Source organism: Clostridium sp. AF12-41, from assembly GCF_003461685.1.
Taxonomy (GTDB): domain Bacteria; phylum Bacillota; class Clostridia; order Lachnospirales; family Lachnospiraceae; genus Otoolea; species Otoolea fessa.
Window position 1 is genome coordinate 310,769 of record NZ_QTXO01000002.1, and the last position, 25,790, is coordinate 336,558.

Sequence of the window (25,790 nt, forward strand, 5' to 3'; positions counted from 1 at the left end):
GTTTCAGGATCTAACGCACTTATTTTTCTGGATACTTTTAAAGTTACTGTTCACGGATAGGCACTTTTGGAATCGAAAGTGCCGTAAGTTTTGGGGTCGTGTAAATAAGAAGTTACTTTCCCTTCACAACCTCAACCGCCTTCTGCAGCTGATTATCCTTCTCCTCTGGAATCACGACTTCCTGCGCCGCCTCTTCATCCAGCTCCACCTCGAGATCCGGCTCGATGCCTTTTCCATGGATATCATTTCCATTCGGCGTATAATAATGGTCGGTCGTCAGCTTGATCGCGCTTCCATCCGAAAGCGGCATCAGCGTCTGCACGATACCTTTACCGAAAGTCTTCGTTCCGACGATCGTCGCCACGCCGTAATCCTTCATCGCACCTGTAAATACCTCCGACGCGCTGGCGGAATTGCCATTTACCAGCACAACCATCGGGATCTCCAGGCTGTGTCCATCCTCAGCGTCGTATGTCTCCTCCGTGCCCTTCTTATTTGCCACGGTCAGGATCCGTCCGCCATCCTTCAGGATATAATCCGCCATCGAGACAACCGTCGTCACCTCGCCGCCCGGGTTGTTCCGCAGATCGATGATCAGGCGCTTCATGCCCTCGCCCTGCAGTTCCTCGATCTTGGATTTAAACTGATCAGCAGTCACACGGTCAAACTCTGCAACGGAAATATATCCGATCTCTTCATCCAGCATCTTGCCTGACACCGTCTGCACATCGATCGGTCGGCGGGTCAGGGTGATATCCTTGTACTCGTCGCTATTTTCACGATAAACCGTGATCGTCAGCTGGCTGCCTTCCTCGCCCTTGACGTAATTATTGACCAGAAGCGACAGATCCATGCCAATCACCTCGGTGCCGTCTACCTTATAAAGCGCATCACCCGGAAGGATGCCTGCCTCCTCGGCCGGGCTGCCCTCAAAGACGCGCACGATCGTGCTGACGCCGGTCTGGACATTCTGGGATACCAGAGCACCGATGCCGCAGTAAGAACCATTTGTCTCATCCAGGAAGCTTGTCAGCTCGTCCGGCGTATAGTAAACCGCATACGGATCATTTAAACCACTCAAAAAGCCCTGATAAATGCCGGCTTCCTCCTCGGATGTATCAATTTTTTCCTCAAACAGGTACTTTTTATCGATAATATCCTGTATCTGCTCCAGCTTTTTCGTGACATTCTCAAAATTGACCGGCTCCTGTGCCTGCGACGGTGTTCCCTCGGTCTGTACCTGTACCTGTGTCTGGTTATCGATCACACGGCGTCCAAACATGTAAATACCCGCCGAAGCACCGACCGTGATCAGACACACCAGTGCTGTCACCAGCACACCGACCATCACACCGCGCCAGAATTTATTTTTACTGTCCATCTCTTATGCCTCCTGATTCCTGTCTATTCCTTCCGGATTTGTAACTGTTCAGTACCTTCACAGTCACGCGCAAAAATCCATCAAAAATTGCCTTCGGCAATGGGATTTTTGCCTGCTGGTCCATGTTTTCGTACGGTCAGCGCAGTAAATGCGCAGACCTACTGAACAGTTACCCGGATTTTATCTTTTGCAGCCACCACGTTTTCTTACGGCACTTTCGGTTCCAAAAGTGCCTGCCCGTGAACAGTAACTACGGACTTACATAGCTCGAAGGGTTTACATAACTTCCGTTCTTGCGGACTGCAAAATGCAGATGAGAACCTGTCGAATATCCGGTCGAACCTACCTTCGCGATCGTCTGTCCGGCTTTTACCGTATCCCCTGCCGATACCAGAAGCTGGGAACAGTGCATATACACGGTTGAAAGTCCATTTCCATGGTTGACCACAACATAATTTCCAGCCGAATAACTGTAGGTTGCAATCGAAACCGTTCCTCCGGCGGCTGCCACGATGCTGCTGCCGGTCGAAGCGCTGATATCAATGCCCTTATGGTTCGAGGACGCGCCCGCCGTCGGTGATTTACGGTTTCCGTATCCAGATGTAATGCGTCCGCTTGCAGGGCACGGCCAGCGCAGCGAAGAACTTCCCGTCGAAGTGGTAGTCGTACTGCCAGTATTCCCTTTCGCGGTCGAATTATTCGTCTTTCCCGCTGCGGCGGCTTTTCTGTCAGCTTCCTCCGCCGCTTTTTTCGCCGCCTCTTCCGCTTCCTTCTTCTTAATCTCCGCCTCCATCTGCGCGATCTTGGCTTCCTGCGCCTTGATATCGTCCTCATACGCTTTCGCCTGCGCTGATTTCTCGCCGATCTGCGCGTTGACGTTCTGAAGCTCTTTATTTTTCTCATTCAGGAGAAGCTGGACCGAATCCTGCTTTGCCTCCGTCTGCGTCTTCATGTCCTGCAGCTCCGCTTTCTCCGTCTCCAGCTTTTTTTTGCTGTCCGCGATGGACTCCTTCGTTGCCACATACTGGTCGAGCATCTTCCGGTCATATTCCGAAATCTTTGAAACATACTCTGCCCGGTTTAAAAGCTCCGAGAGCGAACGGGCTTCCAGAAGCAGATTTAAGTAGCTGCTGTCGCCCTTCTCATACATATATTTGATACGCATTTTCATCGAAGCATACTGCTTTTCTTCGGTTTTCTGCGCTTCCTCCAGCTTTACCGCCGTCTCATCGATGCTTTTCTGCTTGCTGGAAATATTATTTTCCAGCTTCGTGACCTGCGACTGCAGATCATTCATCTTTGTGTCCAGCTCCTTGACATAGCTCTCGGTGTTACTTTTCAGCCCCTGAAGGCTTTTGATCGCCTCCTCGGTTTTCTTTTTCTCCTGTTCCAGGGTGCTTTTCTTATCCTTGGCACTGCTTACATCCTTTTTCGTCGCTGCCGCCACCGAGGTCAGCACTGGGGAAGACGCCAGCGCCGCCATCACAAGAAACAGAGCCGCACGCACTTTCAATCCCTGTTTTTTCATATTCTCATCCTTTTTACCGCAAATTCCCGCTGCCCCCACAGCAGCCGCCAATGTTTCTTACACCTTTAAATGTCTGCGGATCGTAAAGAAGCTTCCGACAAAACCGATTCCCACGCCCAGCGCCATCGCCACGGCTACCATGCTCGGGAAAATGGTCTGAATCGGGATAAATTCAATCAGGTTCGACAAGATATCAAACCGTTCCATCATATATACAACCGCCTGGCGGTACAGAAAATACGTGATCGCCAGCGGAATCAGCGCGCCGACCAGACCGATCATCACACCCTGTACAACGAACGGCGCACGGATCATGAAATTCGTCGCACCGATCAGGCGCATGATCCGGTTTTCCTCCCGTCTAAATGCAGCTGCCGTCGTGATCGTATTGCTGATAAGGAAGATAGCAACTGCCAGCAGAATAGCGATGATCACCCCCGACAAAAGTCCCAGCATCTTGTTGAAGCTTGAAAGCCCGGACGCCGTATCGCTCGAATAATTGATCTTCCGGATCCCCTGCACCGTGCCAAGCCATGCAACCATGTCATCCTGCATGTCAATGTCTTTCAAATAGATCTCATAGGACGCCGAACCGGCTAACGGGTTGTCATCCGCAAATCCCTCTGCCAGATCCTCGACTCCCTTAAAATATTCTTTCTTAAAGCTCTCCCATGCCTCCTCGGCAGAAACATACTTTGCTTCCTTGACCTCATCGCGGGCGCGTATCTCATCCCCGATTTTCTGTATCTCATCCTCACTTATATCTTCATTGAAGAAAATCGTGATTCCTACTGTAGATTCTGCATTCCGCACCATATACTGTACATTGGCAATCAAGCCAAAAAACATACAGAACAGGAAAATACATGCCGAAATAATCGCCACCGACGCCAGTGAAAACCAGATATTCCGGATGATATTACGCATGCCCTCCTTGGTGCAGTAAATCAATGTACTAATTCTCATGCCAGATACCGCCTTTTTGATCTCCCGTCAGCACGCCGCGCGTCAGCGTGATCACACGTTTTCCCATCTCCGCTACGATCTCCCGGCTGTGCGTTACCACAAGCACCGTCGTCCCGCGCCGGTTTATCTCCTCCAAAAGCTCCATGATCTCCATGGAATTATGTACGTCCAGGTTTCCCGTCGGCTCGTCCGCCAGAAGTATCTCCGGCGAGTTGATCAGCGCACGGGCAATCGCAACACGCTGCTGCTCACCGCCCGAGAGCTGGTTCGGGTATGCTTTATATTTTGAAGAAAGCCCCACCAGCCGGAGCATTTCCGGCACATTTTTCTTGATCTCACGGGACGATACGCCGATGACCCGCTGTGCAAACGCGACATTTTCATATACCGTCTTATCCTTCAACAGACGGAAATCCTGAAACACCATTCCCAGCCGTCTGCGGTACTTCGGGATGTAGCGTCCCGGCATCTTTTCCAGATCCATATCGTTGACGATAATCTGACCGGAAGTCGGCTCCAGCTCTTTCAAAAGAAGCTTTAAAAGCGTCGATTTGCCGGAACCGCTTCGTCCCATGATGAAAACAAACTCGCCGTCCTGAATCTGAATATTGATTCCCTTTAAAGCTTTATTCCCCGTCTTGTACGTCTTGGTGAGATTTTTAACCTCTATCATGCGTAAATCCTCTTTTTCAATTCTCCAAATGAAATTGCTGCGGCAAAGGCAATCTTCCTCCCCGCCACAGCAATTTGGCTTAATAATCCAGGTTTTCCATGTATTTCATATATTTTACAACCATTAGGGCAATCTTAAATGTGATCGCATCCTCAAACACCCGCAGATCCAATCCCGTGCTCTTCTGGAGCTTATCCAGACGGTATACCAGTGTATTGCGATGGATGTAAAGCTGTCGGGAAGTCTCAGATACGTTCAGGCTGTTCTCGAAGAACTTGTTGATTGTCGTAAGCGTCTCCTCATCAAACTCATCCGGCGATTTGCCATCAAAAATTTCCTTGATAAACATCCGGCACAACGGCAGCGGCAGCTGATAGATCAGACGTCCGATTCCCAGCTTGCTGTATGCGACCACATTTTTGCTGCTGTAGAAAATCTTTCCTACATCCAACGCCATCTTCGCCTCTTTATAAGAACGCGATACGTCTTTGATCTCGTTGACAATCGTACCGAATGCCACGCTGACACGCGTCAAGGACTCGGTATTGAGCATATCTACGATCGATGTGGCTGTCTTTTCCAGATCGTCGTAAGTCTCGCCCGGCTTCACTTCCTTGACCAGAATAATGTTCTTCTCATCCACTGCCGTGATGAAATCCTTCGTCTTGGTCGAGAACAGGCTGCGGACGGTCTCAAGCGCATTCACATCCTTCTCATGCTGCGTCTCGATGATAAATACGATCCGCTTGACGTTCGTCTCGATGTGCAGCTTCTTCGCACGGTTATAAATGTCAACCAGAAGCAGGTTGTCAAGCAGCAGGTTCTTGATAAAATTGTCCTTGTCAAAGCGCTCCTTGTAAGCTACCAGGAGGTTCTGAACCTGAAATGCCGCCATCTTGCCGACCATGTATACGTCGTCGCTTCCGCCCTTGGCAAGAAGTATATATTCTAACTGGTGATCGTCAAACACCTTGAAAAACTGATATCCCTGTATCACCTGACTGTCCGCCGGAGAGTCTACGAAAGCCAGAATTGCACTCTCATATTCTTCAGCGCCAGTAAATGTGGATGCCAGCACCTTGCCTTCCGTATCACAGATACAGAGATCGACACGCGTAATTCCCTTTAACCCCTCGATGTTTGTCTGGAGTATCTGGTTCGAAATCATATTCCTCTCTCCTTTTCTTTTATCCTCCGTCCAGCTGTGTTTCCGGGTCTTCCAACCTGTCATCCCCCAAACCCGTTTGTTACCCCTCCGGCAATCTGTGCCTGTGGACCATAACCGTTTTCTCTCTGAATCTTGGACGGATCTTTCTCTCTATTTTAAAGCAAAGTGACGAAAAAAAAAAGAGGGCGGACGAAAAAAAGTGAATTTTTTCGTCATTTTGCCCTCACACGCCGGGATTTTCACAAACTGGAACTTGTTTTTCCGGCGAAATTTTCCAAATATGCGATTCATTCTTATTTTGCTGCGATCGCTTCCATCTCCATCAGTACACCCTTCGGAAGCTTAGATACCTCGACGCAGGAACGTGCCGGGCATGCGCCCTCGAAATATTTCGCATAGATTTCATTTACCTTTCCGAAATCATCCATGTTCTGGATAAATACGGTGGTCTTTACAACCTGCTCCATGGAAGCGCCTGCTGCCGCCAAAAGATTCTTTACATTGGTTAAAACCTGCTCTGCCTGAGCCTCGATTCCCTCCGGGATCTCGCCGTTTGCCGGATTGACCGGAATCTGACCGGATGCAAATACCATTCCATTTACCTCGATTGCCTGGGAATACGGACCGATCGCTGCCGGTGCATTGGTTGTGCTGATTACTTTCTTCATGCCAAATCTCTCCTTTGTCTTTTATTTTAAACGGATAGAATCTTCGTTTACTTCTACTTTTCCTTCTTTTAAAAGGTGTCCAACCGCACGCTTGAACGCGTTTTTGCTTAAATTAAATTCGCGGCGGATAATCTCCGGCTCCACGCGGTCATTGAACGGAAGAACGCCGTTTTTTTCTTTCAGACGTGCCAGCACCGCCTCGGCATCCGCATTCATCTGACGATACGCCACCTCGCGCAGGCTCAAATCCAGTTTTCCATCCTCGCGCACCTTCGTCACGCGTACCTTTAAAACCTCGCCCAGGCGGCATTTTCCATACAGCTCACGGTTCGGAATCAGACCGAAATAGTGGTCTGCCACTGCCACGAACACGCCCAGATTTTCATTGATCTCATAGACTCGCCCCTCGGTCCACTCGTCCTTCCTGTACGGTGCATCGCTGCAAAGATACGAATATACCTTCATCGTCGCCGCCAGACGACCACTCTTATCGATATACAGCGCTACCAGGCACTCTTCCCCGGCGCGAACCGGATATACCTGCTCTTTAAACGGGAGCAGCAGATCTTTTTCCAGCCCCATATCGAGAAAGGCGCCGATCTTCGATACATCCTTGACCTTCAAAACCGCCGTCCCGCCCAGTTCCAGTTTCGGCATCGAGGTCGTCGCAATCAGGCGGTCCTCGGAATCTTTATAAATAAACACCTTGAGCTTATCGCCCACCTTTGTGCCCTCCGGCACATGTTTCTTCGGAAGCAGGACCGCCGCCGCGTCATCTTTCTTCTGTCCCAGATACACGCCGAAGTTTTTCTCCCGCACTACCATCAGTTCCTGTACTCTTCCCAGTTCAATCATGTCATTCGTCCTCTCTTTTCTGCCGATCTCTTTTTTTATTTAACGGTTGCATTTTTCATTCACTGGCAGACAATCCACGCCGAATCTTTCTTCGGCTGCAATGATTCAGTTTCTTCACTGCTACATACAAACTCTTTACAAACCAGTCTTTGCCAGCCACAAATTCGCATACACCTGACCTTCCGCATCCTGCAGCGATACCACGTATCCTTCCGGCACCTGCGCCAGCTTCGGGTACATCACATCCCCAAGCACTGCCGCCTTCCGGTACTCCACCCGCAGTTCTCCGAGTGCAAAGTCCACAGGCAGCAATTCACGCGCAATCGCCACATACTGTGCATTGTTCACGTGCCGGTTCGTATCGAGATGATGGCGTTCCACCGTGACCGGCGCCTCCGTCTCATACGTCTCAGGCAGGCGGATTTTCTTCGGCGCTGGCGGCATTGCAAGCGGTTTATCTTCAATCTGGTAGCCCTCCAACTGGCTTTCCGGCACCCGCACCGGGCATCCTTTTTCCAGATCGTAGTAAAACCAGGTCGAATCCGCCCGCACCAGCGGGTTTCCCATCTCATCCTCGATCGTGAAATTCCGGTAGCCATAGATTCCCTTAAACCCATACGGCCAGGTCGAAATACGGATCCGCTCGCCAAAATGCGGCTGTCTGAGAATCTCTATCTGCCATCCGCTCAGCCACCACGCCCGTTTTTCCTCATTCAGATAGGAAATCCCGAGTTTCAGATCCTCCGACTGGAACGTCGAACAATCCTGAAGATAATTCATGATTCCCACCACAGAAAGATTTCCCTCTTCATCCGTCTCACTGTACCGGACCCGGCTGTCAAATGTATACATATCGCTCTCTTTTCCTTTCCGGCTTCCGGCTCTCCGCACCATCTCCGCGCATCCGCCATCTGCCGTTTCGTCCTATACTGCCTTAACATTCTGTCATGAAACTCATTATATCCGATTCGAACCACGTTGTCTACTTACAGACCCAGAATATTGCAGAATTTGCCGGACGCATGGCGCGGTTTCTGCCACAGCAGCCGCCCAAACAAAAAAAATTATCAAAAAAGCGAAAAAAGTAGTTGACGAATCTGTTTCCTTACAGTATAATACAAATCGTTCAATTCATTGGGCTATCGCCAAATGGTAAGGCAACGGACTCTGACTCCGTCATTTTCAAGGTTCGAATCCTTGTAGCCCAGCTAAAAAGCATTTGTTTGCCAAAGACGGCATGACAAGTGCTTTTTTTGTATTATGGAAACTCCCTCTGAAATGTTCCATAATACAACATTTTTCAACTCAATAAACCTCCATATGTTTGCGAGAAAACAAGAAAAGAACCCCCGCTCCGGTCATCCCTCACAGCCGGCGGCAGGGGTTCTTTTCTATTTCCAAATATTCTTAATAAATGTATAGATCAGCCAAATCAGAAGAATCGGTCCCGCCAGATGAATCAGGATGGTGAAAATACCTCCGACCAGTGCAAACAGCACAAATAAGATCGCGATAACCACCACGCTGACAATTACCTTCCAGTACCATTTGTTCAAATCGATGTAATGGAAGTTCGGCGGCAGACCGCTGTCGTCCCGCTCCGAAAAACCGCCGTTGTAGGAGGACGCTGTGCGCCCGCTCCCGGCAGCGTTTCCCGAAGTGTACGAACCGCCCTGGCCGGTCTCCCCGGCGCCCTCGCTGCTGTCGATAATGGTTTTCGCAATCAGGCGTGGACTGCCGATCTCCTCGATCACTTCTTCCTCCCTGCGCCCTTTCGCCGCCTCCTGGCTGATATACTGATCGTAATAGCTTATGTTGCTCTGGATGACTGAAGCCGAAACCTCGCCGTCCAGCGCCTCCCGAAGCTCCTGTAAAAACTCTGTCTTTCTCATCTTGTCTCCTTATTCCTCAAACCGTCCCGTTTCTCCCGTTTCACCCAGCCGAAAGAAATAAGCTTCCAGTTCTCGTCCCTTTCAACTGCCTCAGCGTACACGCTCTTTCAAAAGTCCGCTCCGGTACGCTTTCAAGAGCTCTTTCAGATCCTCGATGCGGCCCGCCAGCTCCTTGCCCTCGTCGGTATCCGCCACTGTGATGCGCTTCTGCATTTTCTCCACAATATATACCTTCGGCGTCCGCTCGCGCTCCGGGTCAAATGGCTTGTGTTCCGCAAGCGCGAGATGGTGCGAATTGAAAATCAACGTATATCCGGCGATTCCCGTCCGCTCCTGGTAGGCTTTCGACAGCCCGCCGTCAATGATGAAGAGCTTGCCGCCAGCCCGGATCGGTGTCTCTCCACTCTTAATCTTCACCGGCATATGCCCGTTGATGATATGCGAGCCCTTCGTCGGAAGTCCAAATTCCTTCAAAATCATATCGCAGGTCTCTTCTTCCTCACTGAGCTGGTAATACGGGTTCATCGTCTCTCTCATCACTTCCGGATCCTCGATGAAATAATGCTCAAAGCTGCGGTTTTTGTCCTTTCCAAATACCGGCGATTTCGCACCATTCCACAGATACCACATAAAATCGCGGCACGCCTCCTTCTCCGGCGCGTCCTCTGGAAGAAAATAGGCATTTTTAACCTGTGTGTCAATAAAATCCATCAATTCCTTGCCGCGGTACATCTTGCCGCCCACCATCAGACCGTCAAATTCCCGATTCTCCGTCATCGGGATACAGCCGTGATAGAGCAGGTTGGAATTGCAGCATTTATACATGCTTCCGTTGGAATATAGGAAACGGACATGCTCATGCAGCCGCACATTGTGGCGGAACGACAGCTCCAGCGTGTGAAGCAGCTCTTCCTCTTCGTCCGTCAGCCGCAGCGGATCCGCCGGATCCACCGTCGGGAAATTCATGTCGCGCATCGGATACTCTTTTCCATCGATCGTGACCGTGCCGCGGTCATAACGAATCGCTGACAGAAGTATCCGCTCTTCCATCCCGTACTCCGGATGGCGCTTGATGATCTGCCCCTCTTCCTTATACTGTAACACCGCGATCGCCTTGTGCATCTTCGCCGCCAGCTTCGGATCCACTGCATCGTAAATATTTTTGTCAAGAATCTGCGGCAGAAAACAGGTACACGGATCGTCCCGGTACACGCGCTCCGCAAACATCGACAGCGGGCGCAGGTTAATTCCGTAGCCGTCCTCCAATACATCAAATCCATTGTAACCGAGCGCCATACGCAAAACATTGCAGATACACGCCCGGTTGCCCGTCGCCGCGCCCATCCACGAAATATCATGATTTCCCCACTGGATATCCACATCATGGAAATGCATCAGTTCCTCCAGAATGATATCCGGTCTCGGACCACGGTCAAATATATCGCCCAGGATATGAAGATTATCGATGGTCAGACTCCGGATCAGGCTGCAGATCACGACAATAAAGCTGTCCGCCACTCGGACGTCAATCAGGGTATTGATGAGTTCGCTGTAATACTCCGTCTTATTGTCATCGGTATTATCGACATATAAAAGCTCATCGATCACACCCGAAAATTCCTTCGGCATCTTTTTTCTCACCTTGGAACGGGTGTATTTCGACGAAACCTCCCGGCAGATCTGCACCAGACGGTACACCGCCGTCTTCTGCCAGTCCTCCGTGTATTCGTTCGCCTGTTTGATCTGATTGATCATTTTTTCCGGATAATAGATAAGGTTCGCCAGCCGCACCTCGTCCTCCTCCGAAATAATATGTCCAAATGTCTCGCGGATCTTCTCCCGGATGATACCCGACGAACTGCGGAGCAGATAAATAAACGCCTCATGCTCACCGTGCAGGTCACTGAAAAAATATTCCGTGCCCTTCGGAAGTCCACAGATTGCCTGTAAATTAATAATATCACTCGCCGCCGCCCGGATATTCGGATACTCCCGCGAAAGCAGCTTCAAATATGCTAAATCCCTCATGTTATCAGCTCCCAAACTGCGCTGTCTGCCCGGATATTATCGTGACTCGTTATCGTCGCGCTCGCTTTGGGTAAACAGCACATTATCTACATTACATTTGCCTTTTTGATAGATTTATAGTAGCATAGATTCAGATCAGGGTCAAAATATATTTTCGGCACTTTCGGTTCCAAAAGTGCCTACTCGTGAACAGAAACATATTTTTGTTACTGCACACGCATACGTGCCCAGTAACGGAATTTGCCGTGGCTTCGCATTTCAATACGGCAAATTCCTGCTGCCATTACGTTTTCTTACGGCACTTTCGGTTCCAAAAGTGCCTACCCGTGAACAGAAACATATTTCATAAATACAGGAGGAACATTCATGACGCAACCACACACTCTCTACGTGTTTGGCACCGGCAACGCCACGATGACACGTTATTATAATACCTGCTTCGCCATCCGCTCCGGCGAGGAATATTTCATGACAGACGCCGGCGGCGGCAATGGCATCCTGCGGATTCTGGAAGAAATGCAGGTTCCATTAAACCGCATCCACCATCTCTTCGTGACACACGAACACACCGACCACATTCTCGGCGTGATCTGGATGATCCGGATGATTGGCACTGCCATCAAAAAGGGAAATTATGAGGGAATTTTTCATATTTACTGCCACGACGGGCTGATCGACACGATTCAGACCTTCTGCCGCCTGACACTCCAGAAGAAATTCTGCGACCTGATCGGCGATCCGATCCAGCTCATCCCGGTTTCTGACCGCGAAACCCGGCAGATTCTCGATATGGAGGTCACCTTCTTTGACATTCATTCGACCAAGGCGCGCCAGTTCGGCTTCCGCGCTGTGCTGCCGGACGGCAAGATCGTCTGCTGCCCGGGCGACGAACCGCTGAACCCGCTCTGCGAAGAATTTGCCAAAGGCGCCGACTGGCTTTTCCACGAAGCCTTCTGCCTCTACCGCGACCGGGAAATCTTCTCCCCTTATGAAAAACACCACAGCACCGTCAAAGATGCCTGCGAACTCGCCGAACGCCTCGGTGCGCGGCATTTGATTCTGTGGCACACTGAAGATAAGACTTATCCGGAACGCGCTGCTTTGTACCGCGCTGAAGGGGAAGCCTATTATCATGGGGATTTGCTGGTACCGGAGGATGGGAATGTGATAGAGCTGTGATTGTATCTTGCAGCTCTACCTCTTCCTCAAATGATAATACGTCATCGTCGCCGACGCCAGCAGCGTCTCCTTATCATCATAAATCTTGCATTCGCACACCGAAAATGCATAACCATTCTGTATTTCCTGCGCCCGGGCGATGATTTTGGATGTGTTTTTTCCAGCTTTCAGATAATGGATCGTGCCATCCACGGTCGGGACTGCGTAGTCGCGCCCGGTCATCGCTGCGGTGCCGCCCACGGTATCCGCCAATGAATACAGGACGCCGCCGTGCACGATACCTAAGATATTCATATGCCACGGTTTCAATACAATCTCTCCAACTGCATAGCCCGGGCGTGCCTCGGTAATCTCCATCTCGATTTTCTTCCGGAAATCATTGGCTGCATCCGTCTCCTGTCCGCGCTTCTCCCAGACTTCTGAGAATGAGCCGGACGGCTTTTTCTTTTCTTCCTTCTTTTCCATTTCATGTACCTCCTTGTATATATGATTTACTCTCTTTTTTATTTCTCTGCAGGTCATCTATTATTTTCTTCTATTTTTTCTATCACTTTTCTCTCTGATATAATCTGTTTGTATAATCTGTTTGCCTGAATCAGCCCATCCTTTTTCCTCGCCTCAAACGCTTTTTCTCATAATTTTTCCAAAGATGGACTCATACTTTCTCCCATCCTCTCATACAATCTTATCAGATTGCAAAAATGTTATTGTTCACGCATACGTGCCCAGTAACGGAATTTGCCGTGGCTTCGCATTTAAATACTATCGCACAGGAGGGATCTGTCTTGAAACGAAGTTCTGTTATCATTGCACTGGAAATCTGCGCCATTGCGGCGCTCTTTGTCAGCTGGTCCTTCCAGCGTCCGAACAGCCGTCAGGTCACGGTCGGGAATGCGTCGGAACATTTTATCCGCTGGGTGGATTTCGATGTGACCGCCGACGCCATGACACAGGCGTTCCGCTATGATGTTGATACCTGCCAGCAGGATCTCCACCTGAACTGGGTCGATCTGCTCGCCTACCTGGGGGCGCGCTACGGGGGCGATTTTTCGCATTATCAGGCGTCCGATATGACGGAAGCTGCCGAACAGCTCCAAAATGGCGTTACAGTGGAAGAATTGACGAAAAATATGACCTCTTTTGCCTATTATCGTGAGGCTTACGGCGCGGTTCTGGATGGAATGGTCGGACTGTATGAAATTGAGATTCCGAAATCGGAAGCACCGGCTTTTGCACTGGCGGACGCGCAGATACAGGAAGGGGATCCGGCTGCCAATACTTCCTACGCAACGACACCACCACCAACAACAGCAACCACAACTGGTACAGACACAATCGACTCAGCCAGTCAAGCTTCACCAGAAACTTCAGCCTCATCCAACACACAAACTTCTCTCGAAACCCCAGCCCCCACTCTCTCCGATCCCGACGCTGTCCCCCTGACTCCCTCCGGTGAGGAAAAAGTCTGGGTTACCAAATATGGTCTGAAAGCGTTTCTCCCACTAGCGAAAAACTTTCCCTACAGCCACTATGACGATTTCGGTGTCTCCCGCAGCTACGGTTACCGGAGACGGCATCTCGGGCATGATATGATGGGGCAGACGGGAACGCCTGTGATTGCTGTGGAATCCGGGCGCGTCGAGGCGCTCGGCTGGAACCAGTACGGCGGCTGGCGCATCGGCATCCGCAGCTTTGACGGGAAACGATACTACTATTATGCACATTTACGCAAAGACTACCCCTACCAGTCAAACCTAAAAGAGGGCAGCCTTGTCACCGCCGGGGACGTGATTGGTTATCTCGGGCACACCGGCTACAGCAGCACTGAAAACACCAACAACATTGCTGAACCGCACCTGCATTTCGGATTGCAGCTCATTTTTGACGAATCCCAGAAAGAAGGAAACAACGAAATCTGGATTGACTGCTATGAACTGATCCGTTTTCTGGCGATAAACCGCTCCGAGACCGTCAAGAAAGAAGGCACCAAAGAATGGACGCGTGTTTATGAAATGAAAGATCCTAGTATCGATCAATTTTCCACCCCATGACAAAGTTTTCTTACCAAGTCAATCCTGTCGCTTAATATAACCCGCCACTGACAGTTTCTCACCAATATATACATATAATTATCACGTTAAAAAGCCATGCAGAGATTCTTCAATAAAAACATTCTGCAATCCATAAAAATACAGCCGGAAAAGGTGCACCCAAAACCGCACTTTCTCCGGCTGTTTTCAATAAAACTTATTATTTGATCACGCGCACGCGCATCATACCCTGAATAGCTTTCAGCTTCTCAATCGTCGCCGCGTCTGCCTTGGTCTCCAGATCAACCAGCGTATAAGCGTATTTATCACGGCTCTTGTTCGTCATGTTCGCGATGTTCATGTCAGTCGATGCCAGGATCGAGGAAATCTGTCCGATCATGTTCGGCACGTTCTTATGAAGAAGTGCAAGACGACCTACGGTTGTGCACACGCCCATATCGCAATTCGGGAAGTTGACGGAATTCTTGATATTACCATTGTCCAGGTAATCCATCAGCTCTTTGACTGCCATCACGGCACAATTATCCTCGGATTCTTCTGTGGATGCGCCCAGATGTGGGGTTGCGATGACGTTCGGCATCTGCATTACTTTTGCATTCGGGAAATCGGTGATATAGTGTTTTACACGACCGGAAGCCAGCGCCTCTGCCATATCGTCGTCATTTACCAGAAGGTCACGCGCAAAGTTTAAGATAACCACGCCGTCCTTCATCTGTCCCAGGCTGTCTTTGTTGATCATCTGGCGGGTGCTGTCAAGCAGCGGTACATGAACGGTGATGTAATCGCATTCCTGATAGATCGTATCAACAGATGTGATGTGCTTTACGTCTCTGGAAAGCATCCACGCTGCCTTGACAGAAATAAACGGATCATAGCCGTATACTTCCATGCCAAGCGCTGCAGCTGCGTTTGCAACCTCTGCGCCGATGGCGCCCAGTCCGATAACACCAAGCTTTTTGCCGCGGATCTCATGACCGGCAAATTTCTTTTTCGCCTTCTCCATATCTTTGGAGATATTTTCATTGTCCTTCTGCTCCTTGCACCAGTCGATGCCGCCGACTACGTCTCTGGCTCCCAGCAGCATGCCAGCCAGCACCAGCTCTTTGACACCGTTTGCATTGGCGCCCGGTGTATTGAATACGACAACACCAGCCTCCGCACACTTGTCAAGCGGAATGTTGTTGACGCCCGCTCCGGCACGTGCAACAGCACGCAGTCCCTTCGGAAGTTCCAGATCATGCATGGCAGCACTGCGGACCAGAATGCCCTCTGCCTCCGCCAGGTTGTCAGTCATCTCATAATTTTCGGTCAGTAAACCGGTTCCCAGCTTGGAAATCGGGTTCAGGCAATGGATTTTTCTCATTTTTTAACTCTCTTTTCTTTCAAAATTTCAAATCTTCCCATACGCGGGCTGTTTTTGTTTTAAAAAGTCCACTGCTGCAGCAGAAAGGAACGGATTCCCCCTCCCTTTCGCCGCAGCAATGGCATAAATTTTAAAATTGATTAATTTGTATGTTTTTTCTCAAATTCGCGCATGAAAGCAACTAATTTCTCAACGCCCTCGATCGGCATTGCATTGTAGATGCTGGCACGCATACCGCCGACGGTACGGTGACCTTTTAAGTTCACAAAACCTGCCTCTTTGGCTTCCTTGACAAACAGGGCATCCAGATCTGCATCGCCGGTGACGAACGGTACGTTCATCAGGGAACGGTCTTTTTTCTCAACGGTTCCCTTGAAGAGCTTGCTCTCATCGAGGAAATCGTAAAGGATCTTCGCCTTCTTCTCGTTGCGCTCCTTCATGGCACTTAAACCGCCCATTTTCTTGAGCCATTTAAATACCTTGCCGCACATATAGATGGTGTATGTAGGCGGTGTGTTGTACAGAGAGTCATTGTCTGCGTATGTTTTGTAGCGCAGCATGGTTGGTGTTCCCGGAAGAACATCCTCGGTGATCAGATCCTCGCGGATGATGACGATCGCCATACCAGCCGGACCTACGTTCTTCTGGACACCACCCCAGAGAATACCAAACTTACTCACATCCAGCGGCTCTGACAGGAAACAGGAGGAGATGTCTGCTACCAGTGTCTTGCCCTTGGTGTTCGGAAGCTCATGGTATACGGTTCCGTAAATAGTGTTATTTAAGCAGATATACACGTAATCTGCATCCTCATCCACTGGAAGGTCCGAACAATCCGGGATGTAGGAAAAGGTCTTGTCAGCGCTGGATGCAATCGCGTTGGCAGTACCAAACATCTTTGCCTCCTGATATGCTTTCTTTGCCCACTGTCCGGTGATGATGTAATCCCCCACCTTATTTTTGAACAGGTTCATCGGAACCATGGCGAACTGCATATTGCCGCCGCCCTGTACGAATAATACTTTGTAATTGTCCGGAATCTGCATCAGTTCGCGCAGATCCTTCTCTGCATCATCAATGATGGCCTGGAAATCCTTGGAGCGGTGGCTCATCTCCATGACGGACATACCGCTGCCCTGGTAATCCAGCATCTCTGCCGCTGCCTCTCTCAGTACCTCCTCCGGAAGCACTGCCGGACCTGCCGAAAAGTTATAGACTCTGCTCATAATAAATCTCCTCCTGTCTTACACAAAAATGTGATAATAGCCCCCATTTTACAACTATTCGATGCGTAAGTCAATCTCATCAAACGCTTCCTCGATCGGTTTTCCAGCCGGAACCATCGGGAATACCTTGTCATCGCTGCCGATCTGGCACTCGATCATAACCGGGATATTTAAGCTGATCGCCTCGCGCAGCACCGGCTCCACATCCTCTTTCTTCGTGATACGGTATGCTTTCGCGCCCATGCCCTCTGCCACCTTGACGAAATCCATCTGATCGTAAAGCTCCGTCTGGGAATAGCGTTTTCCATAGAACAGGGTCTGCCACTGGCGCACCATACCCAGAACATGGTTGTTAAATACAACCTCGATAACCGGAATATTGTAGCGAGTTGCCGTCGCAATCTCGTTCATGTTCATACGGAAACAGCCGTCTCCGGCAATATTGATAACCGTCTTATCCTTGCAGCCCATCTTCGCACCAATCGCTGCACCCAGACCGTAACCCATCGTGCCCAGACCGCCGGAGGTCAGAAGCTGTCTCGGACGTTTGTATTTATAATACTGTGCCGCCCACATCTGATGCTGTCCGACATCGGTACAGATGATCGCGTCACCGCCGGTTACCTTGTAGATCTCTTCCATGATATACGGACCGGTCAGAACTTCCTTGTTGTAGCGGAGCGGGTACATATCTTTCAGGCGCTCAATGTGGCTCAGCCACTCGTCATGGTTCATCGGATCCAGACGTGCGTTTAACTTACGCAGGATAATCTTGACATCGCCAATAATGCTCGCATCGGTCTGGATATTTTTGTTGATCTCCGCCGGATCGATATCTATGTGTAAAATCTTTGCATTGGTTGCAAAATGGTTCGGATCGCCCACAACACGGTCACTGAAACGCGCGCCTACAACGATCAGCAGATCGCACTCTGCCACACCGAGGTTGGATGTCTTGGTTCCGTGCATACCGATCATACCGGTATAAAGGACATCGGTTCCGTCAAATGCACCTTTACCCATCAGGCTGTCCCCCACCGGCGCCTGAATTTTATGTGCAAATGCGCTTAATTCATTGGCAGCATCTGACGCCACTGCACCGCCGCCGACGAAAATAAACGGTTTTCTCGCCGCCTTGATCATCTCGATCGCCTTTTCCATGTCTTCCTCACGGATCAGCTCTGTCTCGCGCTCGATCGGCTGCGGTTCCTTCGGCTCGTACTCGCAGGCCGCTGCCGTCACATCCTTGGTGATATCCACCAAAACCGGACCCGGACGGCCACTCTTAGCAATCACGAACGCACGACGGATCACATCTGCCAGCTTCGTGACATCCTTTACGATAAAATTATATTTCGTGATCGGCATGGTAACACCCAGAATGTCGATCTCCTGGAAGCTGTCTTTTCCAAGAAGCCCTGTCGTTACATTACAGGTGATGGCTACCATCGGAATGGAATCCAGGTTAGCCGTTGCAATACCCGTAACCAGGTTTGTAGCTCCCGGACCAGATGTCGCCATACACACACCGACCTTACCGGTTGCTCTCGCGTAGCCGTCTGCCGCGTGGGACGCTCCCTGTTCATGAGAGGTCAAAATATGGGTGATTTCATCCTTGTGTTTATAAAGTGCATCATAAATGTTGAGGATCGCGCCGCCCGGATAACCGAACACCGTGTCTACCCCCTGCTCTTTCAAGCATTCAATGACAATCTCTGCTCCTGTCAATGTCTTCATCTGTCTAACCTGCTTTCCTTCCTTAAAAACCATTTTAAATGCATATACTCCCGGGCTTTCATCAACCGCAAAAGCGGGGCTGAAAAACTCCGAGAGTACATATCCCCGCAAAGCTTCCGAAAGCGTCTGTTGCGCTGTCAAGCTCTCTGTAGGGGCAGCCTGATAAATCGTCCCATCCACTGCCTTTTTGCATCAAGCAGTACTTTCCGTCTCAAAAGCACCTGTCTGAAGCCCGCAATGATTACTTCTGTGTCTTCGGAACCTCCAGGATTGCGCCCCGGTTTCCGCTCGTTACAAGCGCTGCGTAACGTGCCAGGTATCCGGTCGTAACCTTCGGTTCTCTCGGCTGCCATTTCTTTCTTCTCTCTGCCAGCTCCTCGTCGGATACGAGTACGTTCAGGGAGTTATTATTGATATCGATGGAAATAATATCGCCTTCCTCAACCAGCGCGATCGGTCCGCCGACTGCCGCCTCCGGAGAAACGTGTCCGATGGATGCACCTCTGGATGCGCCGGAGAAACGTCCATCTGTAATCAGAGCTACGCTGGAACCAAGTCCCATACCTGCGATGGCAGAAGTCGGGTTCAGCATCTCACGCATGCCCGGACCGCCCTTCGGTCCCTCGTAACGGATGACAACAACATCGCCAGCCACGATCTTGCCGCCCTTGATCGCTGCAATCGCGTCTTCCTCACAGTCAAACACACGCGCCGGTCCCTGATGTACCAGCATCTCCGGTGCAACGGCAGAACGTTTTACAACGCCTGTATCCGGTGCCAAGTTTCCTTTCAGGATCGCGATACCGCCAGTCTGGCTGTACGGATTGTCGATCGGTCGGATAACCTCCGGATTCTTGTTGACACAGCCCTTTATATTCTCGCCAACGGTCTTGCCGGTTACGGTCATGCAGTCCAGATTCAGAAGGTTCTTCTTGGACAGCTCATTCATAACCGCATACACGCCGCCTGCCTCGTTCAGATCCTCCATATAGGTCGGACCTGCCGGCGCCAGATGGCACAGGTTCGGGGTGCGCTTGCTCATCTCATTGACCAGCTCCATGTTCAGGTCTACGCCTGCCTCATGTGCAATCGCCGGAAGATGCAGCATACTGTTGGTAGAACATCCGAGTGCCATATCCACGGTCAGTGCATTTAAAAATGCCTTTTCTGTCATAATATCTCTCGGACGGATGTTTTTCTCATACATCTCCATAACCTTCATACCAGCGTGTTTTGCCAGTTTGATTCGCTCGGAGTAAACTGCCGGGATCGTACCGTTGCCCTGAAGGCCCATGCCGAGTACCTCTGTTAAGCAGTTCATGCTGTTGGCGGTGTACATACCGGAACAGGAACCGCAGGTCGGGCAGACCTTACATTCGAATTCTTTCACATCTTCTTCCGTCATGGTGCCTGCTGCGTAGGAACCAACTGCCTCGAACATGCTGGAAAGACTTCTCTTCTGTCCCTTTACATGACCGGCTAACATCGGACCGCCGCTGACAAATACAGTCGGTACATTGACGCGGGCTGCTGCCATCAGAAGTCCCGGTACGTTTTTATCACAGTTTGGAACCATAACCAGCGCATCGAACTGATGTGCCAGCGCCATACATTCGGTGGAATCTGCGATCAGATCACGAGTAACCAGGGAATATTTCATGCCGACATGTCCCATAGCGATACCATCACAGACTGCGATCGCCGGAAATACAACCGGTGTGCCGCCAGCCATCGCTACGCCCAGCTTCACGGCATTTACAATCTTGTCCAGGTTCATGTGTCCCGGAACAATCTCATTATAAGAACTTACGATACCGACGAGAGGTTTGTTCATCTCCTCTTCCGTCATACCGAGTGCATTAAACAAAGAACGGTGAGGTGCCTGCTGCATCCCTTTTCTTACTGCATCACTTTTCATCTTTTCGTCTCCTTCTATCTCTTTCGACGACCTCCGCCCCTGGTGACAGGGGCGGTTTTTACGTTTATCTTTGATTTTATCGCATTTATGGAATTTTTGCAATCTTTCTATTTAATTCTCTCACAGATCAGCCTGCCCATCTCAACGGTTCCAACCTGCTTGCAGCCATCCGCCATGATATCCACGGTACGGTAGCCCTCGGTCAGTACCTGCTGTACGGCATCCTCGATGGCTTTTGCTTCCTTATCCAGATCGAAGGAATAGCGGAGCATCATCGCTGCGGAAAGAATAGTTGCAATCGGGTTTGCGATGTCCTTGCCCGCGATGTCCGGTGCGGAACCGTGGCTCGGCTCGTAGAGACCAAATTTGCCCTCGTTTAAGCTGGCCGAAGACAGCATACCGATGGAGCCGGTAATCATGCTTGCCTCGTCAGAAAGGATATCGCCAAACATGTTCTCAGTCAGGATCACGTCGAACTGTCCCGGATTCATGACAAGCTGCATCGCGCAGTTATCAACCAGCATATGGGTCAGGGTAACTTCCGGATAATCTTTAGCAACTTCCTCGACTACCTTTCTCCACAGGCGGGAGGAATCCAGTACGTTTGCCTTATCGACGCTAATAACGCTCTTGCGGCGCTTCATCGCGATATCGAATGCCTTGATTGCGATCCGGCGGATCTCATTTTCATTGTAGGTCAGGGTATCTACCGCGGTCGTCACGCCATCAATCTCCTTCGTGTAACGGTCGCCGAAGTACAGACCGCCGGTCAGCTCACGCATGATAACCATATCGAAGCCGTCGCCGATGATCTCTTTCTTTAACGGGCAGGCATCTGCCAGCTCTTTGTAGAGGTATGCCGGGCGGATATTCGCGAACAGTCCCAGACCTTTACGGATGGCAAGAAGACCGGCCTCCGGACGCAGGTTCGGGGCTACATCGTACCAGCGGGAATTTCCCACGTTGCCGCCGACTGCACCGAGCAGGACGGAATCACTCTTTTTCGCGGTCTCCAGTGCCTCATCGGTCAGCGGTACGCCGTACTCGTCGATGGAACAGCCGCCCATCAGGATTTTTGTATAATTAAATGTATGACCGTAGACAGCGCCCACCTTGTCCAGCACGCCGCATGCCTCTCTCACAATCTCCGGTCCGATTCCGTCACCCGGAATCACAGTAATATTGCAATTCATAATAAAATACCTCCCTTGTTTCAAACGGTTACTTTTTATCATATCGGATTCCGTCCTATTTTGCAATCTTCTGACGAAGGAAAACCGGTATTCCCCATATAGTAATTTGGAATTTATTCTATAACCTGGGGTTATCTGTAAAATAAAAAAGAATGTGCCTTGGCACATTCTCGCGCCGAGCGCGGTCGCTTGCGACATGTTTCTGCTTCGCGCGAGTGCGCATCATTGGCACGTTAGTGCCTTTTTGTGTCATAGGGAATTCCAAGGAATTTCCTGTTACACAAAAAAAGGACCGCCGCCCCATCGGGAGCTGCGATCCTCTCACTTTCTTACCGTTCTTCTTAGACTTCCGGTTTCTCAACCTGAACGATTGCATCCTTACGCATCGGGATGCGGCAGTTCTTGTTGCTTCCGAACTCTACGATTACAGTATCATCGGTCATATCGATAATCACGCCGTAGAAGCCGCTGGATGTCAGAACGCTGTCGCCTACTGCTACGGTTGCCATCAGTTCTGCCTGTTTTTTCTTTTCCTTGGACTGTGGACGGATTGCCATAAAATAGAAGATGGCAATGATAAATACAAGGTAAACGATCATTCCGCTTGTGCTGCTCATGTGGTATATTTCCTCCTTTAGTTCGATTCACCCATCATGCCTGCAAGTTTCTTTGCTTTATACTCAGCATAACAGTGATGTTCGATCGCGTCGCGAATCTCTTCCATCATTTTATTATAAAAATACAAATTATGCAAGACGCATAATCTCATCCCCAGCATTTCCTTCGCCTTAAACAGGTGGCGGATATATGCGCGGGAGTAAGAACGGCATGCCGGACAGCCGCAGCCTTCCTCGATCGGGCGCGGATCCAGCTCATATTTGCTGTTCAGGAGATTTAATTTGCCATGGTTCGTGTATACATGGCTGTGGCGTCCATTCCGGGACGGGTACACACAGTCAAAGAAATCAACGCCCCGGTCTACCGCTTCCAGGATGTTTGCCGGTGTGCCGACGCCCATAAGATAAGTCGGCTTGTCCTCCGGCAGGTGCGGAACGACTGCATCCAGAATCCGGTACATTTCCTCATGGCTCTCGCCAACTGCCAGACCGCCGACCGCATAGCCGTCGAGGTTCATTTTGCTGATTTCCTTCGCGTGTTCGATACGGATATCCTCGTAAATCGCCCCCTGATTGATACCAAACAGGAGCTGTTCCCGGTTGACCGTATCCGGCAGTGCATTGAGGCGTGCCATCTCATCCTTGCAGCGTGCCAGCCAGCGCGTCGTGCGCTCTACTGATTTCTGTACATAGTCCCGATCGGCAAGACTCGGCGGGCACTCGTCAAATGCCATCGCGATCGTCGAACCTAAGTTGGACTGAATCTGCATACTCTCCTCCGGTCCCATGAAAATCTTGTGACCATCGATGTGGGAGTTAAAATAAACGCCCTCTTCTTTAATTTTCCGCAGTCCCGCCAGGGAAAACACCTGAAATCCGCCGGAATCCGTGAGGATCGGGCGATCCCAGTTCATAAATTTGTGCAGACCGCCAAACTGTCGGATCAGCTTGTCGCCGGTACGGACATGGAGGTGGTAGGTATTGGAAAGTTCCACCTGCGTGCCGATCGTGCGGAGATCATCGGTCGAAACCGCGCCCTTGATCGCCGCCACCGTGCCGACATTCATGAAAACAGGCGTCTGGATGGTTCCGTGAACCGTTTTCATTTCCGCGCGTTTTGCGCGGCCATCTTTGTATAAAATCTTGTATTCCATCTTTTTTCCTATACTTTTTACTTCTCTGCCTTTGCCTTCTTGCCAGCCGGTTTGGCATTCTTCTCCATGCGCTTTTTATTCAGCACATACCAGACAGAGCCGGACAGGCATACGGACGAATACGTACCGCAGATCAGACCTACCATCAGCGGAAGAGCAAACTCACGGATGGAAGATACACCCAGGATGTAAAGAATCAGGACCATGACGAAGGTCGTCAGCGTCGTGTTGATGCTTCGCGTCAGGGTCTGGCTGATACTGGTGTTGACGATCGTCTCAGCGGACTCTTTATTGCCCAGAAGCTTCATATTCTCACGGATACGGTCGAAGATAACGATCGTCGCGTTGATTGAGTAACCGACAATCGTCAGCATGCAGGCGATGAACGTCGAACCAACCGACCAGCGCAGCATCGCATAGCAGGTCAGGACAACCAGTACATCGTGCATCAGTGCAAGAACCGCGCCCGCCGCGAACGTGATATTGCTGAAACGGAACCAGATGTAGATCAACATGCAGATCGTCGCAATCGTAACCGCCACAATCGCATCGCGCTTCATCTCCTGGCTGACTGCACCGGAGATACTATCGGCTGTGATCTTCTCTTTATCCACACCAAACTGATCCGCCAGCGCCTGGTTTAACTCTTCGCGCTCGTCCATGTTCAGGGTACGTGTCTTGATGATAACCTCGTTGCTTCCGGCTACCTTCTGGGTCTGTGTGCCAGCTTCGCCGGTAATCTTTTCTACCACCGGAACCACCTGGGAGGAAATATCTTCCAGAGACATATCCTCGTTAAAGGTAACGTTTGTAGAAGTACCGCCTCTGAACTCCATGCTGTAGTTGAGCGGCACACCCATCGAAGACTGATTGTGAACCATGCTGCCGACGCCTGCCAGAATGATCACGAGCGACAGAGCAAAGTAAAGCTTGCGGAATTTCAGGAACGGACGCGTCTTCATATCTTTGCGGCATCCGTAGAACTTCGCATCCTCAAAGCCCATCTCATAGAAGCAGTTCAGGGCAAATTTGGTTACAAACAGCGCCGTGAACATAGAAAGCACGATACCGATTGCCAGCGTTGCCGCAAAGCCCTTGACGGTACCGGAACCTCTCCAGAACAGAACCGCTGCCGCAATCAGGGTGGTTACGTTTCCGTCGATGATCGCGGAAAGTGCCTTGGCGAAACCTGCCTTGATCGCATTTTTAACAGAAGTTCCCAGACCAATCTCCTCTTTGATACGGGTGAAAATGATGACGTTCGCATCCACCGCCATACCAATCGACAGGATGATACCAGCCACGCCCGGAAGCGTCAGAGTCACCTCAAATGCAACTAACAGGATCAGGATCAGACCGACATACAGGCACAGAGCCAGAGATGCAGCCAGACCCGGAAGCAGATATACGGCAATCATAAATACAATGACAATGGCAAATCCGATCAGACCTGCCTTTAAGCTGGTGGAGATCGCCTCCTGGCCCAGCTTCGCGCCAACTACGTTGGAACGCAGCTCTTCCAGCTCCAGGGACAGGGAACCGATACGGATCGTGGACGCAAGATTATTTGCCTCTTCATAATCCGCCATGCCGTCGATCTGGCACTGTCCGCCTGTGATCGCCTCACGGACGGTCGGAGCAGAAATAATCTGGTTATCATAAATGATATAAATTGGTTTTCCGACGCCATTCGTGGTCGCCTCAGCAAATGCCTGTTTACCTTCCTCGGTAAAGGTCAGAGAAACGACATACGCCTTGGAACCGGTCGCCTTATCCTCGGTCATGCCGGCTTTCGCGCTGGCAACCTGTTTACCATCAAGGATCTGATTTCCTTCAGAGTCCACGAAAATCAGGGAACCCGGTTTTCCTAACTCTTCCAGAATCGCGTTGGCATCCGATACACCCGGAATATCTACGTTGATACGGTTATTACCCTCCTGGTAAACCTCCGCCTCGGTACTGTAATTCTGTACACGCTGCTGGAGCTTGTAGATCGTATCCGCCATATCCTCGGAAGACGGATTTTCTTCTTTCGCCTGATAGGTAATGCTGACACCGCCAGCCAGGTCAAGACCCAGCTTGATCTGATTCATCGTCGAATAGCCGAAATAGCCGAATACGCCGATGGCAATCAGAAGGAGCAGCATCCCCAGGAAGCTTTTTCCTTTTTTGTTCTTCATTCCTCTCTCTCCT

The 25,790-nt window shown here is 50.4% G+C and carries 21 protein-coding genes and 1 tRNA gene; 3 read left to right on the forward strand and 19 right to left on the reverse strand.

Annotation, left to right across the window (positions count from 1 at the left end; genetic code table 11):
• Positions 1 to 112: 112 nt before the first annotated feature.
• The 8 genes from DWV73_RS04975 to DWV73_RS05010 form a co-directional block, all read right to left on the reverse strand.
• On the reverse strand, positions 113 to 1,381 hold the full coding sequence (locus tag DWV73_RS04975) for a S41 family peptidase (RefSeq protein ID WP_022359888.1): 1,269 nt from the start codon (positions 1,379 to 1,381) through the stop codon (positions 113 to 115).
• A 250-nt stretch (positions 1,382 to 1,631) separates the two neighbouring features.
• Positions 1,632 to 2,909, reverse strand: a complete 1,278-nt coding sequence (locus tag DWV73_RS04980; protein WP_117796135.1) for a M23 family metallopeptidase — start codon at positions 2,907 to 2,909, stop codon at positions 1,632 to 1,634.
• A gap of 57 nt (positions 2,910 to 2,966) precedes the next feature.
• Positions 2,967 to 3,875, reverse strand: coding sequence for a permease-like cell division protein FtsX (ftsX, locus tag DWV73_RS04985; RefSeq protein WP_117796018.1), 909 nt, complete (start codon positions 3,873 to 3,875; stop codon positions 2,967 to 2,969).
• Positions 3,865 to 4,548 (reverse strand): cell division ATP-binding protein FtsE, encoded by a 684-nt coding sequence (gene ftsE / locus DWV73_RS04990; protein WP_117796019.1) that lies wholly within the window; start codon positions 4,546 to 4,548, stop codon positions 3,865 to 3,867. Before ftsE ends, ftsX begins: the two co-directional genes overlap by 11 nt.
• Before the next feature lie 79 nt (positions 4,549 to 4,627).
• Entirely contained in the window at positions 4,628 to 5,716 is a 1,089-nt protein-coding gene (locus tag DWV73_RS04995) for a helix-turn-helix domain-containing protein (protein ID WP_107001479.1), read from the reverse strand.
• Positions 5,717 to 6,009: 293 nt separating this feature from the next.
• Positions 6,010 to 6,384, reverse strand: coding sequence for a RidA family protein (locus DWV73_RS05000; RefSeq protein ID WP_117796020.1), 375 nt, complete (start codon positions 6,382 to 6,384; stop codon positions 6,010 to 6,012).
• 21 nt (positions 6,385 to 6,405) lie between these two features.
• On the reverse strand, positions 6,406 to 7,239 hold the full coding sequence (locus DWV73_RS05005; protein WP_117796021.1) for a S1-like domain-containing RNA-binding protein: 834 nt from the start codon (positions 7,237 to 7,239) through the stop codon (positions 6,406 to 6,408).
• Positions 7,240 to 7,374: 135 nt separating this feature from the next.
• The gene (locus DWV73_RS05010; protein ID WP_117796136.1) at positions 7,375 to 8,091 is read right to left on the reverse strand and encodes an acyl-ACP thioesterase domain-containing protein; all 717 of its coding nucleotides are present in this window, start codon (positions 8,089 to 8,091) and stop codon (positions 7,375 to 7,377) included.
• A 283-nt stretch (positions 8,092 to 8,374) separates the two neighbouring features.
• Between DWV73_RS05010 and DWV73_RS05015 the strand changes: the two genes are divergently transcribed.
• Positions 8,375 to 8,447, forward strand: a tRNA-Gln gene (locus DWV73_RS05015).
• Between the two features lie 183 nt (positions 8,448 to 8,630).
• Here the strand turns inward: DWV73_RS05015 and DWV73_RS05020 are convergent.
• Both DWV73_RS05020 and DWV73_RS05025 read right to left on the reverse strand, forming a co-directional pair.
• Positions 8,631 to 9,131, reverse strand: coding sequence for a DUF1700 domain-containing protein (locus DWV73_RS05020; RefSeq protein ID WP_117796022.1), 501 nt, complete (start codon positions 9,129 to 9,131; stop codon positions 8,631 to 8,633).
• 90 nt (positions 9,132 to 9,221) lie between these two features.
• Entirely contained in the window at positions 9,222 to 11,159 is a 1,938-nt protein-coding gene (locus tag DWV73_RS05025) for a fructose-1,6-bisphosphatase (RefSeq protein ID WP_117796023.1), read from the reverse strand.
• A 366-nt stretch (positions 11,160 to 11,525) separates the two neighbouring features.
• Here DWV73_RS05025 and DWV73_RS05030 point away from each other — a divergent pair, with 366 nt between their 5' ends.
• Complete coding sequence (locus DWV73_RS05030; RefSeq protein ID WP_117796024.1) at positions 11,526 to 12,338, forward strand: MBL fold metallo-hydrolase; 813 nt, start codon at positions 11,526 to 11,528, stop codon at positions 12,336 to 12,338.
• 15 nt (positions 12,339 to 12,353) lie between these two features.
• Here the strand turns inward: DWV73_RS05030 and DWV73_RS05035 are convergent, their stop codons facing one another.
• Complete coding sequence (locus tag DWV73_RS05035) at positions 12,354 to 12,803, reverse strand: PaaI family thioesterase (RefSeq protein ID WP_181357243.1); 450 nt, start codon at positions 12,801 to 12,803, stop codon at positions 12,354 to 12,356.
• Between the two features lie 320 nt (positions 12,804 to 13,123).
• Here DWV73_RS05035 and DWV73_RS12970 point away from each other — a divergent pair, with 320 nt between their 5' ends.
• A complete protein-coding gene (locus tag DWV73_RS12970; protein WP_333549839.1) occupies positions 13,124 to 14,389 on the forward strand; it encodes a M23 family metallopeptidase in 1,266 nt (421 codons plus the stop codon).
• 199 nt (positions 14,390 to 14,588) lie between these two features.
• Here the strand turns inward: DWV73_RS12970 and DWV73_RS05050 are convergent, their stop codons facing one another.
• The 8 genes from DWV73_RS05050 to secD all read right to left on the reverse strand — a co-directional run bounded on the left by DWV73_RS05050 (position 14,589) and on the right by secD (position 25,777).
• Positions 14,589 to 15,752 carry a phosphoglycerate dehydrogenase gene (locus tag DWV73_RS05050; protein WP_117796025.1) on the reverse strand — a complete coding sequence of 388 codons (1,164 nt, stop codon included), beginning with the start codon at positions 15,750 to 15,752 and terminating at the stop codon, positions 14,589 to 14,591.
• A gap of 140 nt (positions 15,753 to 15,892) precedes the next feature.
• Positions 15,893 to 16,978: a 3-phosphoserine/phosphohydroxythreonine transaminase gene (gene serC, locus DWV73_RS05055; RefSeq protein ID WP_107001472.1), complete on the reverse strand. Its 1,086-nt coding sequence runs from the start codon at positions 16,976 to 16,978 to the stop codon at positions 15,893 to 15,895.
• 54 nt (positions 16,979 to 17,032) lie between these two features.
• Complete coding sequence (gene ilvB, locus DWV73_RS05060; protein WP_107001471.1) at positions 17,033 to 18,715, reverse strand: biosynthetic-type acetolactate synthase large subunit; 1,683 nt, start codon at positions 18,713 to 18,715, stop codon at positions 17,033 to 17,035.
• A 241-nt stretch (positions 18,716 to 18,956) separates the two neighbouring features.
• Positions 18,957 to 20,633 (reverse strand): dihydroxy-acid dehydratase, encoded by a 1,677-nt coding sequence (gene ilvD / locus DWV73_RS05065; protein ID WP_107001470.1) that lies wholly within the window; start codon positions 20,631 to 20,633, stop codon positions 18,957 to 18,959.
• Positions 20,634 to 20,740: 107 nt separating this feature from the next.
• Positions 20,741 to 21,826, reverse strand: coding sequence for a 3-isopropylmalate dehydrogenase (gene leuB, locus DWV73_RS05070; RefSeq protein WP_117796026.1), 1,086 nt, complete (start codon positions 21,824 to 21,826; stop codon positions 20,741 to 20,743).
• 341 nt (positions 21,827 to 22,167) lie between these two features.
• Positions 22,168 to 22,443, reverse strand: coding sequence for a preprotein translocase subunit YajC (yajC, locus tag DWV73_RS05075; RefSeq protein WP_022359870.1), 276 nt, complete (start codon positions 22,441 to 22,443; stop codon positions 22,168 to 22,170).
• Between the two features lie 17 nt (positions 22,444 to 22,460).
• Positions 22,461 to 23,597, reverse strand: a complete 1,137-nt coding sequence (gene tgt / locus DWV73_RS05080) for a tRNA guanosine(34) transglycosylase Tgt (RefSeq protein ID WP_022359869.1) — start codon at positions 23,595 to 23,597, stop codon at positions 22,461 to 22,463.
• Positions 23,598 to 23,614: 17 nt separating this feature from the next.
• On the reverse strand, positions 23,615 to 25,777 hold the full coding sequence (gene secD / locus DWV73_RS05085; RefSeq protein WP_117796027.1) for a protein translocase subunit SecD: 2,163 nt from the start codon (positions 25,775 to 25,777) through the stop codon (positions 23,615 to 23,617).
• Between the last annotated feature and the right edge of the window lie 13 nt (positions 25,778 to 25,790).

What these genes read in the sequence shown, in the direction of transcription:
- serC (WP_107001472.1), bottom strand. Translation starts at nt 16,978, where the DNA reads ATGAGCAGAGTCTATAACTTTTCGGCAGGTCCGGCAGTGCTTCCGGAG.
- leuB (WP_117796026.1), bottom strand. Translation starts at nt 21,826, where the DNA reads ATGAATTGCAATATTACTGTGATTCCGGGTGACGGAATCGGACCGGAG.
- DWV73_RS05050 (WP_117796025.1), bottom strand. Translation starts at nt 15,752, where the DNA reads ATGAGAAAAATCCATTGCCTGAACCCGATTTCCAAGCTGGGAACCGGT.
- DWV73_RS05010 (WP_117796136.1), bottom strand. Translation starts at nt 8,091, where the DNA reads ATGTATACATTTGACAGCCGGGTCCGGTACAGTGAGACGGATGAAGAG.
- DWV73_RS05000 (WP_117796020.1), bottom strand. Translation starts at nt 6,384, where the DNA reads ATGAAGAAAGTAATCAGCACAACCAATGCACCGGCAGCGATCGGTCCG.
- ftsE (WP_117796019.1), bottom strand. Translation starts at nt 4,548, where the DNA reads ATGATAGAGGTTAAAAATCTCACCAAGACGTACAAGACGGGGAATAAA.
- DWV73_RS05020 (WP_117796022.1), bottom strand. Translation starts at nt 9,131, where the DNA reads ATGAGAAAGACAGAGTTTTTACAGGAGCTTCGGGAGGCGCTGGACGGC.
- DWV73_RS05030 (WP_117796024.1), top strand. Translation starts at nt 11,526, where the DNA reads ATGACGCAACCACACACTCTCTACGTGTTTGGCACCGGCAACGCCACG.
- DWV73_RS04995 (WP_107001479.1), bottom strand. Translation starts at nt 5,716, where the DNA reads ATGATTTCGAACCAGATACTCCAGACAAACATCGAGGGGTTAAAGGGA.
- DWV73_RS05025 (WP_117796023.1), bottom strand. Translation starts at nt 11,159, where the DNA reads ATGAGGGATTTAGCATATTTGAAGCTGCTTTCGCGGGAGTATCCGAAT.
- DWV73_RS05035 (WP_181357243.1), bottom strand. Translation starts at nt 12,803, where the DNA reads ATGGAAAAGAAGGAAGAAAAGAAAAAGCCGTCCGGCTCATTCTCAGAA.
- DWV73_RS04980 (WP_117796135.1), bottom strand. Translation starts at nt 2,909, where the DNA reads ATGAAAAAACAGGGATTGAAAGTGCGTGCGGCTCTGTTTCTTGTGATG.
- DWV73_RS05005 (WP_117796021.1), bottom strand. Translation starts at nt 7,239, where the DNA reads ATGATTGAACTGGGAAGAGTACAGGAACTGATGGTAGTGCGGGAGAAA.
- tgt (WP_022359869.1), bottom strand. Translation starts at nt 23,597, where the DNA reads ATGGAATACAAGATTTTATACAAAGATGGCCGCGCAAAACGCGCGGAA.
- ilvB (WP_107001471.1), bottom strand. Translation starts at nt 18,715, where the DNA reads ATGAAGACATTGACAGGAGCAGAGATTGTCATTGAATGCTTGAAAGAG.
- yajC (WP_022359870.1), bottom strand. Translation starts at nt 22,443, where the DNA reads ATGAGCAGCACAAGCGGAATGATCGTTTACCTTGTATTTATCATTGCC.
- secD (WP_117796027.1), bottom strand. Translation starts at nt 25,777, where the DNA reads ATGAAGAACAAAAAAGGAAAAAGCTTCCTGGGGATGCTGCTCCTTCTG.
- ilvD (WP_107001470.1), bottom strand. Translation starts at nt 20,633, where the DNA reads ATGAAAAGTGATGCAGTAAGAAAAGGGATGCAGCAGGCACCTCACCGT.
- ftsX (WP_117796018.1), bottom strand. Translation starts at nt 3,875, where the DNA reads ATGAGAATTAGTACATTGATTTACTGCACCAAGGAGGGCATGCGTAAT.
- DWV73_RS04975 (WP_022359888.1), bottom strand. Translation starts at nt 1,381, where the DNA reads ATGGACAGTAAAAATAAATTCTGGCGCGGTGTGATGGTCGGTGTGCTG.